The organism is Aquabacterium sp. (assembly GCF_016195855.1).
Lineage (GTDB): Bacteria > Pseudomonadota > Gammaproteobacteria > Burkholderiales > Burkholderiaceae_C > Aquabacterium.
In genome coordinates, this window is sequence record NZ_JACPYU010000016.1 from 634,066 (window position 1) to 648,454 (window position 14,389).

Annotated in this window: 14 protein-coding genes and 1 tRNA gene; 3 read left to right on the forward strand and 12 right to left on the reverse strand. The window is 63.4% G+C overall.

What is annotated here, in order from left to right; translation table 11 throughout:
- Nucleotides 1–59: 59 nt before the first annotated feature.
- Both HY019_RS16230 and HY019_RS16235 read right to left on the reverse strand, forming a co-directional pair.
- Nucleotides 60–1,367: a porin gene (locus HY019_RS16230; RefSeq protein ID WP_290694125.1), complete on the reverse strand. Its 1,308-nt coding sequence runs from the start codon at nucleotides 1,365–1,367 to the stop codon at nucleotides 60–62.
- Between the two features lie 176 nt (nucleotides 1,368–1,543).
- Nucleotides 1,544–2,587 carry a porin gene (locus HY019_RS16235; RefSeq protein ID WP_290694127.1) on the reverse strand — a complete coding sequence of 348 codons (1,044 nt, stop codon included), beginning with the start codon at nucleotides 2,585–2,587 and terminating at the stop codon, nucleotides 1,544–1,546.
- A gap of 227 nt (nucleotides 2,588–2,814) precedes the next feature.
- On the opposite strand from HY019_RS16235, the gene ruvB reads away from it, so the two are divergent.
- The gene (gene ruvB, locus HY019_RS16240; protein WP_290694129.1) at nucleotides 2,815–3,906 is read left to right on the forward strand and encodes a Holliday junction branch migration DNA helicase RuvB; all 1,092 of its coding nucleotides are present in this window, start codon (nucleotides 2,815–2,817) and stop codon (nucleotides 3,904–3,906) included.
- 7 nt (nucleotides 3,907–3,913) lie between these two features.
- Here ruvB and HY019_RS16245 read toward each other — a convergent pair whose 3' ends face one another.
- The 3 genes from HY019_RS16245 to HY019_RS16255 all read right to left on the reverse strand — a co-directional run bounded on the left by HY019_RS16245 (nucleotide 3,914) and on the right by HY019_RS16255 (nucleotide 5,272).
- Nucleotides 3,914–4,153, reverse strand: coding sequence for a sulfurtransferase TusA family protein (locus HY019_RS16245; protein ID WP_290694131.1), 240 nt, complete (start codon nucleotides 4,151–4,153; stop codon nucleotides 3,914–3,916).
- A gap of 19 nt (nucleotides 4,154–4,172) precedes the next feature.
- The gene (cysM, locus tag HY019_RS16250) at nucleotides 4,173–5,075 is read right to left on the reverse strand and encodes a cysteine synthase CysM (RefSeq protein ID WP_290694133.1); all 903 of its coding nucleotides are present in this window, start codon (nucleotides 5,073–5,075) and stop codon (nucleotides 4,173–4,175) included.
- A gap of 112 nt (nucleotides 5,076–5,187) precedes the next feature.
- A tRNA-Leu gene (locus HY019_RS16255) sits at nucleotides 5,188–5,272 on the reverse strand.
- Nucleotides 5,273–5,580: 308 nt separating this feature from the next.
- Here HY019_RS16255 and HY019_RS16260 point away from each other — a divergent pair.
- Entirely contained in the window at nucleotides 5,581–6,333 is a 753-nt protein-coding gene (locus HY019_RS16260) for an EF-hand domain-containing protein (protein WP_290694135.1), read from the forward strand.
- Nucleotides 6,334–6,382: 49 nt separating this feature from the next.
- Here HY019_RS16260 and HY019_RS16265 read toward each other — a convergent pair whose 3' ends face one another.
- The 4 genes from HY019_RS16265 to HY019_RS16280 form a co-directional block, all read right to left on the reverse strand.
- A complete protein-coding gene (locus HY019_RS16265) occupies nucleotides 6,383–7,654 on the reverse strand; it encodes an amidohydrolase family protein (protein ID WP_290694137.1) in 1,272 nt (423 codons plus the stop codon).
- A 72-nt stretch (nucleotides 7,655–7,726) separates the two neighbouring features.
- Nucleotides 7,727–8,368 carry a uracil phosphoribosyltransferase gene (upp, locus tag HY019_RS16270; protein WP_290694139.1) on the reverse strand — a complete coding sequence of 214 codons (642 nt, stop codon included), beginning with the start codon at nucleotides 8,366–8,368 and terminating at the stop codon, nucleotides 7,727–7,729.
- 15 nt (nucleotides 8,369–8,383) lie between these two features.
- Nucleotides 8,384–9,634: a DUF1688 family protein gene (locus tag HY019_RS16275; protein ID WP_290694140.1), complete on the reverse strand. Its 1,251-nt coding sequence runs from the start codon at nucleotides 9,632–9,634 to the stop codon at nucleotides 8,384–8,386.
- Nucleotides 9,631–10,875: a GTP cyclohydrolase II gene (locus tag HY019_RS16280; protein WP_290694142.1), complete on the reverse strand. Its 1,245-nt coding sequence runs from the start codon at nucleotides 10,873–10,875 to the stop codon at nucleotides 9,631–9,633. Before HY019_RS16280 ends, HY019_RS16275 begins: the two co-directional genes overlap by 4 nt.
- Before the next feature lie 202 nt (nucleotides 10,876–11,077).
- Between HY019_RS16280 and HY019_RS16285 the strand changes: the two genes are divergently transcribed.
- Nucleotides 11,078–11,695: a rhomboid family intramembrane serine protease gene (locus tag HY019_RS16285; protein ID WP_290694144.1), complete on the forward strand. Its 618-nt coding sequence runs from the start codon at nucleotides 11,078–11,080 to the stop codon at nucleotides 11,693–11,695.
- On the opposite strand, the gene HY019_RS16290 is transcribed toward HY019_RS16285, so the two are convergent.
- From HY019_RS16290 to lspA, 3 genes are all read right to left on the reverse strand, one after another.
- The gene (locus HY019_RS16290; protein ID WP_290694146.1) at nucleotides 11,661–12,620 is read right to left on the reverse strand and encodes a DMT family transporter; all 960 of its coding nucleotides are present in this window, start codon (nucleotides 12,618–12,620) and stop codon (nucleotides 11,661–11,663) included. The genes HY019_RS16285 and HY019_RS16290 overlap by 35 nt on opposite strands.
- A 102-nt stretch (nucleotides 12,621–12,722) precedes the next feature.
- Nucleotides 12,723–13,739, reverse strand: coding sequence for a DUF2189 domain-containing protein (locus HY019_RS16295; protein WP_290694148.1), 1,017 nt, complete (start codon nucleotides 13,737–13,739; stop codon nucleotides 12,723–12,725).
- Nucleotides 13,740–13,866: 127 nt separating this feature from the next.
- Nucleotides 13,867–14,388 carry a signal peptidase II gene (gene lspA / locus HY019_RS16300; protein WP_290694150.1) on the reverse strand — a complete coding sequence of 174 codons (522 nt, stop codon included), beginning with the start codon at nucleotides 14,386–14,388 and terminating at the stop codon, nucleotides 13,867–13,869.
- Between the last annotated feature and the right edge of the window lies 1 nt (nucleotide 14,389).

The window sequence follows — 14,389 nt, forward strand, 5'->3', positions numbered from 1 at the left end:
AAGCAAGGCCCCGAAACAAAAAACCGCCCGAAGGCGGTTTTTTGTTGATTGCGTAGCAATCAGAACTGGTGACGGATACCCACAGCCACGACACGCGTGGTGGCATCGATGTTGGCGCCGGCAGCCGAGAAGAACGGCGTTTCCAGCGAGCCCAAGCCCGTCAGCAGAGGCAACGGGCCACCGGCAATGGGCTGACCCGCGCCCGTGGTAGCCAGCTGACCACGCTCATCCTTGGCATAACCCGCACGCAGATAGACCTTGGTGCGCTTGGAGAAGTTGTAGTCACCCATCAGCATCAGGGACGTGTCCTTGCCCTTGGTGAAATTGGCGAACTTCGAGTAGGCGTATTCAGCACCCACGGCAAACTGGCCAATCGGGTGCTTCACACCCAGTGCGATGGTGTTGATCTTGGGGCCCGCAGCATCACCTGGGTCGTTCTTGAACTCACCGCGATGGAAGATGGCAGCCAGTTGCGTGCCTGCACCGGGCACGGTGTACTTGGTACCCAGCGAATAAGCCAAATAATTGCGCAGATTAGCCAGCACAGTACCCGACGTACCAGAAACCAGCTGCGCATTGCCAAAACGGTTGGCGTGAACCGAGCCGTTGACCATCAAGGCGGGGTCCACCATGTAGTTCAGGTACAGACCAGCCGATTGCCCACGATTTTGCGTGTTGGCTGCTTCCGTACCGGCCGATGCACCACCCACGATCTGGCCGTTGGTGGTCCCAAAGGGCGAACCTGTCCGGTTCGAACTGATCTTCTGGTCAACACCAGCATTGGGCGAGTAGGACAAAGAACCGGTCAGGTCCCCCGCCTTCAGCCAATAACTGATCTGGTTGTCCTGGCGAACCTGCAGGTTGTTGACGATCAGGCCGGAGCCCATGATGTCAGCACCACCCAGTGCTTCAACCGTGGCGGTTGCGAAGGCGTAGAACATGGGGGCATATTGGCGACCCAGGCGAACTTCGCCGTAGGGCGTGGTCAGGCTGACAAAAGCTTGACGGCCCCACATGCGACTGTCCTGGCCGCTTTGTGCACCGGTATCCAACTGGAACTGACCTTCGAGTACGAAGCCACCCTTGTAGCCACCGCCGATGTCTTCAGTGCCTTTGAAACCCAGCGCGTTCACCGAGGAAATACTTGATGTGAGGCGGGTGACCGTGCTGGGAGCCGTCACCGCGGCGAGCGTAGTAGGAGAGGCCGCATACAGGGTGCCGGAGGCATCACCTTGCCCCTTGTGGACATTGTCAACTGCCACGTCGAGGTTGCCGTAGATGGTCAGGCTGGATTGAGCGAACGCGGCACCGACGCCGAAAGTGGCCAGAGCAACCGCGACGGCTTTGGTCAGGACGGTTTTTTGCATCATGAATCTCCTTGATTACCCCCTGAACCGGGGGGCGCAAGGAATTGTTGCTGAAAGCGCTTCAAAGGTCTGCAAGGTTTCTGCTATGTGTCGCCTATTGACGACAAAGAAATGCGCACCCCAGAAACGAAAAAAAGGGGCCGAAGCCCCTTTTGGAATCACGAGTCTGACCGAGATCAGAAAGCGTGACGGATACCAACGGCGATGCCGTGGGTGGTCTTGTCGGCAACGGAAACAGTGGGGCCGCCAGACACGCCGTACAAGGTACCGGTGTCGTTGTTCACGTTGGTGAACATGCCGTACACAGCGGTGCGCTTGGACAGGTCATAGATCGCCTTGATGGTGGTGATCTGGACGTTGTCGTCGCCAGCAGCGCTGCCTTCGGTGTTGCGAGCCGTCGACAGGCCAGCGATCACGGTGAAGTTAGGCGCGACAGGCACTGCAACCTTGGCACCCAGCAGCGTGAAACGCTTGCTGTTGAGGCCAGTCGTTTCAGCGTCGTAGTAACCGGTGACCTTGGCAGCGCCGAAGTCGTAGCCAGCGTACACCAGGGTGGCGTTAGCCTTGTCCTTGACAGCCGTGCCAGTGGATTCGTCCTTGGCGTTCAGGTAGCCCAGGCCGGCCGACAGGGGGCCAGCGGCGTACTTGACGCTCAGGCCGTAGGCCTTGCCTTCGCTGGAGCCAGCGACTTCACCAGCGGGGGTAGCAGAGCCACCAGTGCCGGTCGAGTACTGCAGCTGAGCGCTCAGGCCAGGAACCAGTGTTGGCAGCAGGTAGGTCACGGCGTTGCTGACGCGACGATAGCTGTCACCACCACGGGTGCCCAGGAGCTTCAGGTCGTCGTAGGCTTGTGCGCTCAGCACGTTGCCAGCGATGTCACCGATCGACGAATCGGTACGGCCCAGACGCAGTTCACCGAAACCGCCACCGATACCAACCCAAGCTTGGCGATCCCAGAAGGTCGAACCAGCAGCGCCGGTGTCCACGGTCACGGGAGCTTCCAGGTTGAAAGTGGCCTTCATGCCGCTACCCAGATCTTCGGTGCCCTTGAAACCCAGGCGCGAAGTGGCCAGGTTGCCAGAGGTCACGCGGGTGACAGTCTTGTCGCCCTTGACGCTTTCCAGCGAGGCGTCGACCACGCCGTACAGGGTCACGGAAGATTGAGCGAAAGAGGCAGAAGATGCGGCGATGGCAGCCAGAGCCAGCAGAGTCTTTTTCATTGACTTCTCCAAAGTTGAACCAGAGGCTTCAGCGGCTTGTTGTGTTGGCACGGATGTAAACAACTCGTGCTGCCTGACGACCCGGAAGTCGTTTGGCTCCCGCTGAAACTAGATGGCATTGCAGCAGACTTTTTCAGTTTTCGTGGTGACAGGGTTGTCATAAACCCCAATCCAAAAGGATTAACGTTGCCGCTACGCAACAACGCCTGGGGCGGGATAATCGCGACATGAGCATCCAGACCGACGACTTCAGCCCACCTCGCCGAAGCAAGAGCACCCCGGCGGCCTCTCCGTTCGAGGCCCCTGCGCGCATGGTCGAGCCCTCCGTGAGTTCGCCCAATGAAGACGCGATCGAGCGGGCGCTGCGACCCAAGGATCTGGATGAGTACGTCGGGCAGGCCAAGGCGCGCGAGCAGCTCGAAATCTTCATTGGTGCGGCGCGCAAGCGAGGCGAAGCGCTGGATCACGTGCTGCTGTTCGGCCCCCCGGGGCTGGGCAAGACAACGCTAAGTCACATCATCGCCACCGAACTGGGCGTCAACCTGCGGCAAACCTCGGGGCCGGTGCTGGAAAAACCCAAGGACCTGGCCGCCATCCTGACCAATCTGGAGCGGCACGATGTGCTGTTCATCGATGAAATCCACCGGCTCAGCCCCGTGGTGGAGGAGATCCTCTACCCGGCGCTGGAGGACTATCAGATCGACATCATGATTGGCGAAGGGCCGGCTGCGCGCTCGATCAAGCTGGATCTGCAGCCCTTTACGCTGGTGGGCGCGACAACACGCGCCGGCATGCTGACCAACCCGCTGCGCGACCGGTTCGGCATCGTGGCGCGGCTGGAGTTCTACTCGGCCGAGGAGTTGCAGCGCATCGTGACGAGGTCGGCCGGCCTGCTGGGTGCCCCCATTGATGCGGCAGGGGCGATGGAGGTGGCCAGGCGCTCGCGTGGTACACCACGCATTGCCAACCGGCTGCTGCGCCGGGTGCGGGACTATGCCGAGGTCAAGGGCGATGGCCGCATCACGCGCGAGATGGCCGACAAGGCCCTGGCCATGCTGGATGTGGACCCGCTGGGCTTCGATGTGATGGACCGCAAGCTGCTGGAGGCAATCCTGCACCGCTTCGATGGCGGCCCTGTCGGGCTGGACAACCTGGCTGCGGCCATTGGTGAAGAACGCGAGACCATCGAGGACGTGATCGAGCCTTATCTGATTCAGCAAGGCTTCCTGCAGCGCACGCCGCGTGGGCGCATTGCCACGGCGGCAGCGTTCAAGCACCTGGGTTTGCAGGCGCCGCAAGGCGGCGATTTGCTCGACTGACTGAGCCTCAGCGGCGGCGAAGCAGGTGGACGTATTCGTCGCGGCCTGCCACTTGCTGAGCTTGCTGATCAACCAGATCGTTGCCGGTCTGGCGGGCAAAGGCCTGGAAATCGCGCACCGAGCCTGGATCGGTGGCCAGCACCTTGAGCACCTCGCCGCTGTGCATGTCGGACAAAGCCTTCTTGGCCTTGAGGATGGGCAAAGGGCAAGTCAGGCCGCGGGCGTCGAGTTCTTTGTGGATGTCCATGGCAAGGTCCGTATCAAGGTCAGGCGGGGAAGACACCCGTCGACAGGTAACGATCGCCCCGGTCGCAAACGATGAAGACGATCGTGGCATGGCTGAGATTCTGCGCCAGTTGCAGCGCCGCCCAGCAAGCACCTGCCGCAGAGATGCCACAGAACAGGCCTTCTTCACGGGCCAGGCGACGCGCCATTTCCTCGGCATCGGTCTGGCTGACGTAGATGAGCTCGTCGACCCGGTTGGGCTCGTAGATCTTGGGCATGTAGGCTTCGGGCCACTTGCGGATACCCGGGATGCGGGAGCCTTCCTGAGGCTGGGCACCGACGATGCGCACCTCGCTGTTCTGCTCTTTCAGAAAGCGCGAGACGCCGGTGATGGTGCCGGTGGTGCCCATGGCGCTCACGAAGTGCGTGATCCGCCCTTGTGTGTCGACCCAGATCTCGGGGCCGGTGGTGTCGTAGTGAACCGCCGGGTTGTCGGGGTTGGCGAACTGGTCAAGCACGACGCCCTTGCCTTCGCGCACCATCTGGTCGGCCAGGTCGCGTGCGTACTCCATGCCGCCGCTCTTGGGCGTGAGGATGAGTTCGGCGCCGAAAGCCTTCATGGTTTGCGCCCGCTCGATGCTGAGGTCCTCCGGCATGATGAGGACCATGCGGTAGCCGCGGATGGCCGCCGCCATCGCCAAGGCAATGCCGGTGTTGCCGGACGTGGCCTCGATGAGCGTGTCGCCGGGTTTGATCTGGCCGCGCTCTTCGGCACGACGGATCATGTTGATGGCGGGGCGGTCCTTGACGGAGCCGGCGGGGTTGTTGCCTTCGAGCTTGGCCAGGATGACGTTGCCACGGGCATCGTTGTCCGCCCCGGGCACGCGTTGGAGTCGAACGAGCGGGGTCTTGCCGATGGCGTCTTCGAGCGTGGGGTAGTTCATGGCGGATATTGTCGCAGGCAGACAAAGACCAAACGCAGCCCAATGCTTTACAGCCGGGCTGGCTAGAACGTGCTGGGAAGGATAACAAGCGGGAACAGAACGTTCGCTTGTGTGGTGCCCCGGGCCGGACTCGAACCGGCACTCCTTGCGGAACCGGATTTTGAATCCGGCGCGTCTACCAATTTCACCACCAGGGCGTCCAGTGTGAAGACCGAAAGCATAGCACAGGCGCGCCAGGCACCAACAAGCCGGGCCGATGGCCGTTGCATGGTGCAAACGCGCGCCCACCACGGCCTCGATCACCTGAAAACAGGCTGATTTCCGGCCACTTCCGCCTGGGAAGGGTTTTATGTCAGGGGGGACACATGTCTACACATCAGCGCTACAGCCACTTCGAAGAATGGCCCTGACCTGCCGCGATGGGGTGGCAGGCGGCACCGCGGATCGCGATCAACAGATTGCTCACCTCCGTGGACAGACATGTGGTCAATGAAAGGAATCAACCATGACGACCATATCCAGTGGTATCTCAGGCATGAGCAATTGGGGCGGCATGCAGCCGTCTCGCATGGAAGGCCGGGGCGGGGGCAAGCCCTCGTTCTCCAGCATCGACACGGATGGCAGCGGCGGCCTGGACAAGACCGAACTGCAGGCCATGATCGACAAGGGGCCTCGTGGGGCACAGCGCGCACAACAGAGCACGCAAGGCAGCGAGAGCACCAGCAGCACCAGTGGCGTGTCGACGGACGACCTGTTCAGCAAGCTCGACAGCGATGGTGACGGCACCATCAGCCAGACCGAGCTGGACACGGGCATGAAGCCGCCCGGGCAGGACAGCCAGAGCAGCCAGAACGCCTTTGGTGGCATGGGCATGGACACGCAGGGCTTTGCGGCCATGATGGGCGCCGGGATGGGGGGGATGATGGGCGGCATGCCCCCTCCCCCACCGCCGGACGATGGCGACAGCTTCTCGCTGAGCCAGCTCGACAGCGATCAGGATGGCAGCATCACCAAGGCGGAGTTTGGCCTCAGTAGCTCGACCTCGTCGAGCAGCACATCGTCCAGCAGTTCAACGTCCGCCACGGATGAAACGCAGCAGGCGCTGTTCGACATGATCGACAGCGACAAGAGCGGTGACATCAGCAAGGCCGAAGCCAGCAGCTTCCAGGACAAGATGAAAGCCTTGTTCGAGACGATGCAGCAGATGGGCGCCCAGCAGTTTGACAGCAGCTCAAGCAGCCTGAGCGTGACAGCCTGATTCGCTGACGGCAGGGAAGGCGGCCATCACGCACCAGCCTGGCTTGCTGTCACAAGCTCCAGGCAATGGTGGATGGCCGCTGCGGCAGGTTCAGCGTGGCCACGGTTGGGGGCGTGCGCGCGATGACCTGACCGCGCCTGACCACCGCCAGCCGGGTGGCACGCAGGCGAATCGCTTCAACGGGATCGCGTGCTTGCAGGAGCACGAAGTCGGCGTGGCAACCGACGTCCAGCCCATACCCCTCCAGCCCGAGGATGCGCGCGGGTGTGGTGGTCACGGCCTCAAAGCACTGGCGCATGGCCGCTTGGCCCGTCATCTGGGCCACGTGCAGGCCCATGTGGGCCACTTCCAGCATGTCGCCGCTGCCCAGGCTGTACCAGGGGTCCATGACGCAGTCGTGCCCGAAGGCCACGTCGATGCCGGCCGCCAGCATCTCGGGCACGCGGGTCATGCCGCGCCGTTTGGGATAGGTGTCGTGGCGACCTTGCAAGGTGATGTTGATCAAGGGGTTGGCGATGGCCGCCACGCCGGCCTCCTTGATCAAGGGCAGCAGCTTGCTGACGTAGTAGTTGTCCATGCTGTGCATGGAAGTCAGGTGCGAGCCGGCAACGCGGCCGTGCAGGCCCAGGCGATGGCTCTGGCTGGCCAGGGTCTCGATGTGGCGAGACAAGGGGTCGTCGGATTCATCGCAATGCATGTCGACCCGCAGGCCGCGCTCCGCAGCCAGCTCGCACAGGATGCGCACCGACTCGGCGCCATCGGCCATGGTCCGCTCGAAATGCGGGATGCCACCCACGACGTCTACGCCCATGTCGAGTGCACGTGTCAACTGGGCCAGGGCACCGGGGCTACGCAACACGCCGTCTTGCGGGAAGGCGACCAGCTGCAGATCCAGATAGGGCTTGACCTGTTGTTTGACCTGCAATAGGGCCTCGACGGCCAGCAGGCGCGGATCACACACGTCCACATGCGAGCGGATGGCCAGCAGGCCTTTGGCCACGGCCCAGTCGCAATAGCGCAGCGCGCGCTCGATGATCGCGTCCTGGGTCAGGTGGGGCTTGAGCTCGCCCCACAGGGCAATGCCCTCCAGCAAGGTACCGGACTGGTTGACACGAGGCTGGCCGTAGCTGAGCGTCGAGTCCATGTGGAAGTGCGCGTCCACAAAGGGCGGGCTGACGAGGTGCCCGGCAGCGTCGATCTCTTGCGCCGCCGTGCCCGCGATGGCGGGATGCAGCGCGGTGATGCGGCCCTTGCTGATGCCGATGTCCTGATGGCTGCGGCCATCAGGCAAGGTGCAATGTCGAACAATGAGATCAAACAAGGCAGGCTCCTGGCAGTCCTGGCAGCGGCGCCCATGCGCCACGGTCAGCAGACTAGCAGGGATCAGACCAGATCAGACGGTGCCGAAGATGCGGTCACCGGCATCACCCAGGCCGGGCACGATGTAACCATGCTCGTTGAGGTGGCTGTCGAGCGAAGCGGTCACGATGTGCACGTCAGGGTGGTGCTTGAGCATATTGGCCACGCCCTCCGGTGCGGCCAGCAGGCTGATGAGCTTGATGCTGGCGCAGCCCGCTTCCTTGATGCGGTCGATGGCGGCCACGGCCGAATTGCCCGTGGCCAGCATGGGGTCGACCACGATGACCTGCCGCTCGGCGATGTCGGCCGGGACCTTGAAGTAGTACTCGACGGGCTCCAGCGTTTCAGGGTCGCGGTACAGGCCGATGTGGCCCACGCGCGCCAGCGGCAAGACGGCCAGGATGCCGTCGAGCATGCCGTTGCCCGCACGCAGGATGGAGACCAGGCACAGCTTCTTGCCACTGATCACCGGCGAGTCCATGGTGGTGATGGGCGTGGTGATGGCCTGCAGCTCGGTGGGCAGATCTCGCGTGGCCTCGTAGACCAGCATCTGGCTGACCTCACGCAAGAGGTTGCGGAAGCTGTCCGTGTTGGTGTCCGTGCTGCGCAACCAGGTGAGCTTGTGCTGCACCAGGGGGTGATGGACCACGGTGAGGTTGGGGAAATCTGCCGTCATCTTGTCTTCCTGTTGTCAAAACACGGTGCCGTCGCTGTCCAGGTGCATGGGGGGCGGGCCACCCGGGCGCTTGGCCAGGGCAATCTGCCGCCCGGCAGCCCAGCTGCCGCCTTCCAGCACACGGGCCAGCGGGAACTGCTCCTGGGTCAATCCGAGTTCACTCCGCACGGCCTCGGCCAGATGATCCAAGATGGCCACGGTCAGTGCACGCCATTCAACAATGGGCTCGGCATCCACGGCCCAACGTGTGGTGTGAAAGGCACGATCGCGCGCCTGCAACAAGCCCAGGTCCAGCAGCAGGCCACCATTGCGGTACTCCGGCAGGCCCGTGAGCTCATCGAGCCCGATCACGCTCAGGCCCGCGTCCTCCAGGGGTTCCAGCAACGAGTACGTCATCCACTGGCTGAGCTTGTGGAAGGGCAACCAGCCATCCGGCGCATCCGGATGCGGCCAGCAATCGCCCAGCGGCACACCACCGAGTTCATGCCGACCCGGCCAGATGTGGCCCAGCGTGTGCAGCAGCAGCGACAGCACATGGGCCGCACGCACCTGCCCTGTGGGCGACTGACGGAACAAGGTATCGATCAGGTGCCCGGGCCTGAGCAAGCCGGGCTCGTCCGGGCGACTGAAGACATCGGGGTGGGCCTTGAGGGCCAGCGCCAGTTGCCGCAGCAAATTGGCGCGCCCCTCCAGGCCGACGAGCGGGTTGTTGTCCGACACCTGAAAGGCCAGCGCCAGATCGGCTGTTTGCACGCGCTCGAGGCCTTTGGCGTCGGCCCGACAGGGCTGGTGGGGATCGCTTGAGAGCCCGCCATCGGCCCACCACCTGAGGCTGGCCACGCCCAGGCCTTCTGAGCGACTGAGCGTCTGCTTGCTGGGCACGTCCTTGTAGTGCCATGACGGGCCGGCACCGGCATCCAGCAGCACACTGGTGATGGCCAGGTCCACACGCGCACGAGCCCGCTCCAGCCTCGCGGGCATCGCATCCAGCCCGTGTTCATGGGCCACCGCCGACCAGCGGTCCACACCACCTGCCTCGAAATGCCGCCAGCGGCTGTGATACGGCACCTTGAGATCCGGGTAGCGCTGACGGATCACATTGCTCACATAGGCCGACACCACGGCCATGCGCTCGGGGTGCCAGGTGAAATGGCGCGCACGACCGGCCTGCGCCAGGGCCATGATCGCGGCGCTGTGCTGCCGAACGGCGCAGGCGCTCAACAGCTTGTCCGCCAGACTCGGTACAGGGGCATGCAGGGCGCTCATTCCATCAACCCCCGGCCCTTGGCCTGTGCCAGCTCGCTCGCGTCGGGCGTGTAGGTCGAGAAATAGCCCGCCGCCTTCTTGGCGTCCATTTCGACCTGGGCGTCTGCGGGGATCAGTGCATCCGGGATCGGCACGCGCTCGACCACCTCGATGCCTTGCTCGACCAGGGCCCCGTGCTTCATGTTGCTCATCGACGCCCAACGGTCGATGCGCTTGATGCCCAGCCAGTGGAAGACATCGGGCATGAGTTGCTGAAAGCGCATGTCCTGCACGCCGGCCACGCACTCGGTGCGCTCGAAATAGGTCTCGGCGCGGTCGCCCCCGTTCTGGCGCTTGCGGGCGTTGTAGACGAGGAACTTGGTGACCTCACCCAGCGCGCGCCCTTCCTTGCGGTTGTAGATGCACAGGCCCACGCCGCCTTGCTGCGCCATCTCGATGCACACCTCGATGCCATGGGCCAGATAGGGGCGGCAGGTGCAGATGTCGGAGCCAAACACATCGGAGCCATTGCATTCGTCGTGCACGCGGCAGGCGACCTTGGTCTCGGGCTTGCCCAACTGGCTGACGTCACCAAAGAAGTACAAGGTCATGCCCCCGATGGGCGGCAGAAACACCTTGAGATCAGGTCTGGTCACCAGCTCGGGGAACATGCCGGCGGTCTGCTCGAACAGGTGGCGCCGCAATGCGCTTTCCTTGATGCCGAAACGCTCGGCCAGGCCCGGCAGGTACCAGACCGGGTCGATGGCCGCCTTGGTGACCTTGACATCGCCATTGGCGTTGAGGATGTCGCCATCGGGCTTGAGCCGGCCGCTGGCGATGGCTGCCACCAGCTCGGGCATGTTGATGTGCGCTTTGGTGATCGCGATCGTGGGGCGCAGGTCGATGCCGGCATCCAGTTGGGTCTTGAATTCGCTGGCCACCAGGTGGCCCCATGGGTCCAGCGAGACGATCTTGCCCGGGTCCGCCCATTGTGGGTGCGGCCCGATGACCTCGGCGGGCATGGTGTTGGTGAGATCAGGCTTGTGATCGCGGTGCAGGGCCCCTGAGGCCACGGCCAGGGCGCGGTAGACGGAATAGGCTCCAGAGTGCGTGCCGATGACGTTGCGCACGCCAGGATTGGCCACACTGGCGACAAGCGGGCCGCGCTGTGCCGCGGTGGCCGCGCCCCACTGGATGCCCTGATGGGCCTCATCGCTCTTTTTTCGAGCAGGGTGCGACGTCAATACGATGTGGGCTGACATGGTCAAAGACCTCCGTCTCCAAAGTGCCCGCCGATCTGTCGCCAGGCTTGTCAACACATTAGCGAGTTGCGTGCCAACCTGCTGTGACGGATCACCGGAGATAGGCGGAATCAAAGGGTCTGTCCCGAGGACCAGGGCGCCATGGGGGCTTCCTCCCGGCCCTTATGATGTGCGCCTACCTCCACTGCTTATTTCAGAAAGCATGCCGCCGCTTCCCCCCATTACCCAGGCACTGATTCTGATCAACGTCGCCATGTTCTGCCTGGACGATGCCTTGAGTGGCGGTGCATTGCGGTTCTACCTTGAACTGTGGCCGCTGCAAAGTGGCCACTTCCTGCCCTGGCAGTTGGTGAGCTATGCCTTCCTGCATGGCTCGATCGGACACCTGTTCTTCAACATGCTGGCGCTGTGGATGTTCGGTGGTGAGCTGGAGCGCGTCTGGGGCACCCGGCGCTACCTGGAGTTCCTGCTGGCCAGTGTGGTGGCCGCGGGCGCAACCCAGTTGCTGATGTCCGCCCTGGGTGGTTGGGGTCACCCCATGGTGGGCGCCTCTGGCGGCATCTACGGCCTGCTGCTGGCCTACGCCATGATGTTCCCCAACCGGATCATCATGCCGCTGTTCCCGCCCATCCCCATGAAGGTCAAGTACTACGTGCTGGGCTTCGGTTTGCTGGAGTTGTTCCTGAGCTGGCAGGACACCACCTCGGGCATCGCGCACTTCGCGCACCTGGGCGGCATGCTGGGAGGCTGGCTGATGATCCGCTATTGGCGCGGGCAGCCCCCGTTCAAGTCGCGCCGGGGCCCTGGCCGCCGCTTTTGACCCTGGACGAGATGGCAATGCCCGCGGTGATCAGCACCAGGGCAATGGGGTGATACCACTGAGGATGCTGACCCAGCAGCAAGGCCGACCACAAGGCCGCAAAGATGGCTGTGAGGTTGCCAAAGAAGGCCGCCATGGTGGGGCCCACGGCCTGCACGCCCAAACCCCAGCAGCGATAAGCCAGGATGGACGGCCCGATGGCAATGAAGACCATCGCGCCCCAGGCCTGCCAGCTTGAAGGCCACAAGGGCGCCTGCCCAGGCCCTGACAGCCAGGCCTCTACCGCCGTGCAAGCCCCGGCCCACAGCAGACCGAACAAGACCTGAATCTGCAAGAAGGCCGCCCAGTCCCAGTCTGGTCGCTGCTGCCCCAGCATATTGGTTGGCGGTCTGGCCAGCATCCAGCTGTAAAACGCCCAGGCGAGGCTGGCCAGCAGCATCAACAGGTCGCCGGGCACGAGGCGCACATGCCGGAGCACCTCCCACTGGCCTTGTGCGATCACCAGCACCACACCCAGGGCAGACAGCAGCGCACCCAGCAGTTGCCGCGCATGCAGGCGCTGCCCATAAGCCAGCCAGCCAACCAGCATCATCCAGATGGGCACGCTGGAGCCGATCAGGGTGACGTTCAAGGGCGTCGAGGTCTGCAGTGCCAGGTACTGCATCGCGTTGTAGGTGCCCACCCCCAGCACGCCGATGGCGGCAAGGTAAACCCAGCGCTGGCGTATGGCCGCCATGTCCCGCCAGACGCGGGTCGACAAGGGCATCAGCATCAGCGCGACCATCAGCCAACGCAAGGCGTTCATCGCCACAGGCGGCAAGGTCCCGACCATGAGGCGGCCGACCACGGCATTGCCTGCCCACATCATGGGCGGCAACATCAGCAGGATGAGGATGCGGGGCTGAAGGTAGGCAGGACGCGTCAAGACAGGCTCAGGCAGGTGGTCGATCACCTGCCATTAGAACAGCCTGACCAGGGTGCGGATGCGGCGGGGGATGAGCGCGCAAACAAGCGTTCAGCGAGGCGCTCAGTCACGCGCCATGGTGGCCGCACGGTAGGCGTGCCACGACGCATGCCCCACCACCGGACCAACCACCAGCAAGCCCAGAAAGCCCGGCAGCATGGCCATGACGATGGCCAGCGTGATCAAGGCGCCCCACAGCAGCATGACGCCCGTCTGCGTGGTGACCAGGCGCATGCTGGCCAATGCGGCCGAGATCGCATCGGTGGATTTGTCCAGCATCATGGGCATGGAGATGACGCTGAAGGCAAAGATCAGGCCCGCAAACAAGGCCCCGACCGCCATGTAGGCGGCAAAGAAGATCAGGTACTCCTCGGTCATCATCGAGGACAGCGGGGCATTGAAATCCGGCACGCCATCAAAGCTGATCGCAAAGACGATCATGGCCGAGCGCCCCCACAGCATCTCCAGCACCAGCAGCACGCAGGCAAAGATGGCCAGCTGGCCACTGCTGATGCGCCAGGCAGTCAGCGAAGACCACATGCTGATCGGCTCGCCGCGACCCAGGCGCCGGCTGACCTCGTACAGGCCCAGGCACAGGAAAGGCCCCAGCAACAGGAAACCGGCAGACAGGGCCAGCGTGTACTCCGGTGCCTGATGGAAACAGGCCAACAGCAACCAGCCCATGAGGACGAAGCAGGCACCGTAGAACAGGCCGATCAGCGGGGCGCGCGTGAAGTCATGCCAGCCCAGCGACAGCCACTCGAAAGGGTCGCGCCAGCTCAGTTGGGCCAGCGGCATGTCCAGCACGCTGTTGCGACGTGCAGCCTCTGCCGGATCGGCATCGATGATCGAGGCCACATCGACCTGCCCTGGCGCAGACGCCAGCTTCATGCCAGGTGCCAGAGGCGCCTCGGCAATCGGCGTCAGGAAACGCGATGCCAGCTCAAGCTGGGACGATGGGGCGTCTTGTTGTGAGGGCTGCGAAGGCCACAGATGGGCCCTGCGCAGCGTCGGGCGACGACGGTGCGTACGGCGACGAGAAACCAGGACATGATGTGTCAGACGACCAGCCGTACCCATGCGTTCTCCTTCGAAGAACCTTCGATAGGAGAAAAGTACGCCTGGAATTGATCTGAGTCACTGGTGGAAACACGGGGAAAACAGACACCCCGGTGTGAACCACCCGCCTTTTTGTCGCCAAATGTATTTAACCGCGACGAACGCGCCGCAGTTCATCCAGGATCAGCAAACCGGCACCGATGGTGATGCCGCAATCGGCCACGTTGAAGGCCGGAAAGTGCCCGCCCGGGAACATGGGTGCCAGGAAGCCCCAGTGGAAATCCAGGAAGTCCACCACGTAGCCGTGCACCAGGCGGTCGATGACGTTGCCGATGGCGCCGCCCAGGATCAGTGCCATCGCCCAGGCAAACAGCTTCTGGCCACTGTGCTGGCGCAGCATGTAGATGATGAAGCCGGTCGCCACAAAGGCCAGGCCGACGAAGAACCAGCGCTGCCAGCCGCCGGCGTGGGCCAGGAAGGAGAAGGCCGCACCGCTGTTGTGCACGCGCACGACATTGAAGAAGGACAGCACGTGACGGCCATCCCCCAGCTGGAACATGCCCAGGATCAGCACCTTGGTGAACTGGTCCAGCAAGATGAGGATGAAGGCGATGCCCAACCAGGGCAGCAAACCCTGGTTGGCGCCCGAAGCGGACTTTCTGGTGGCCATG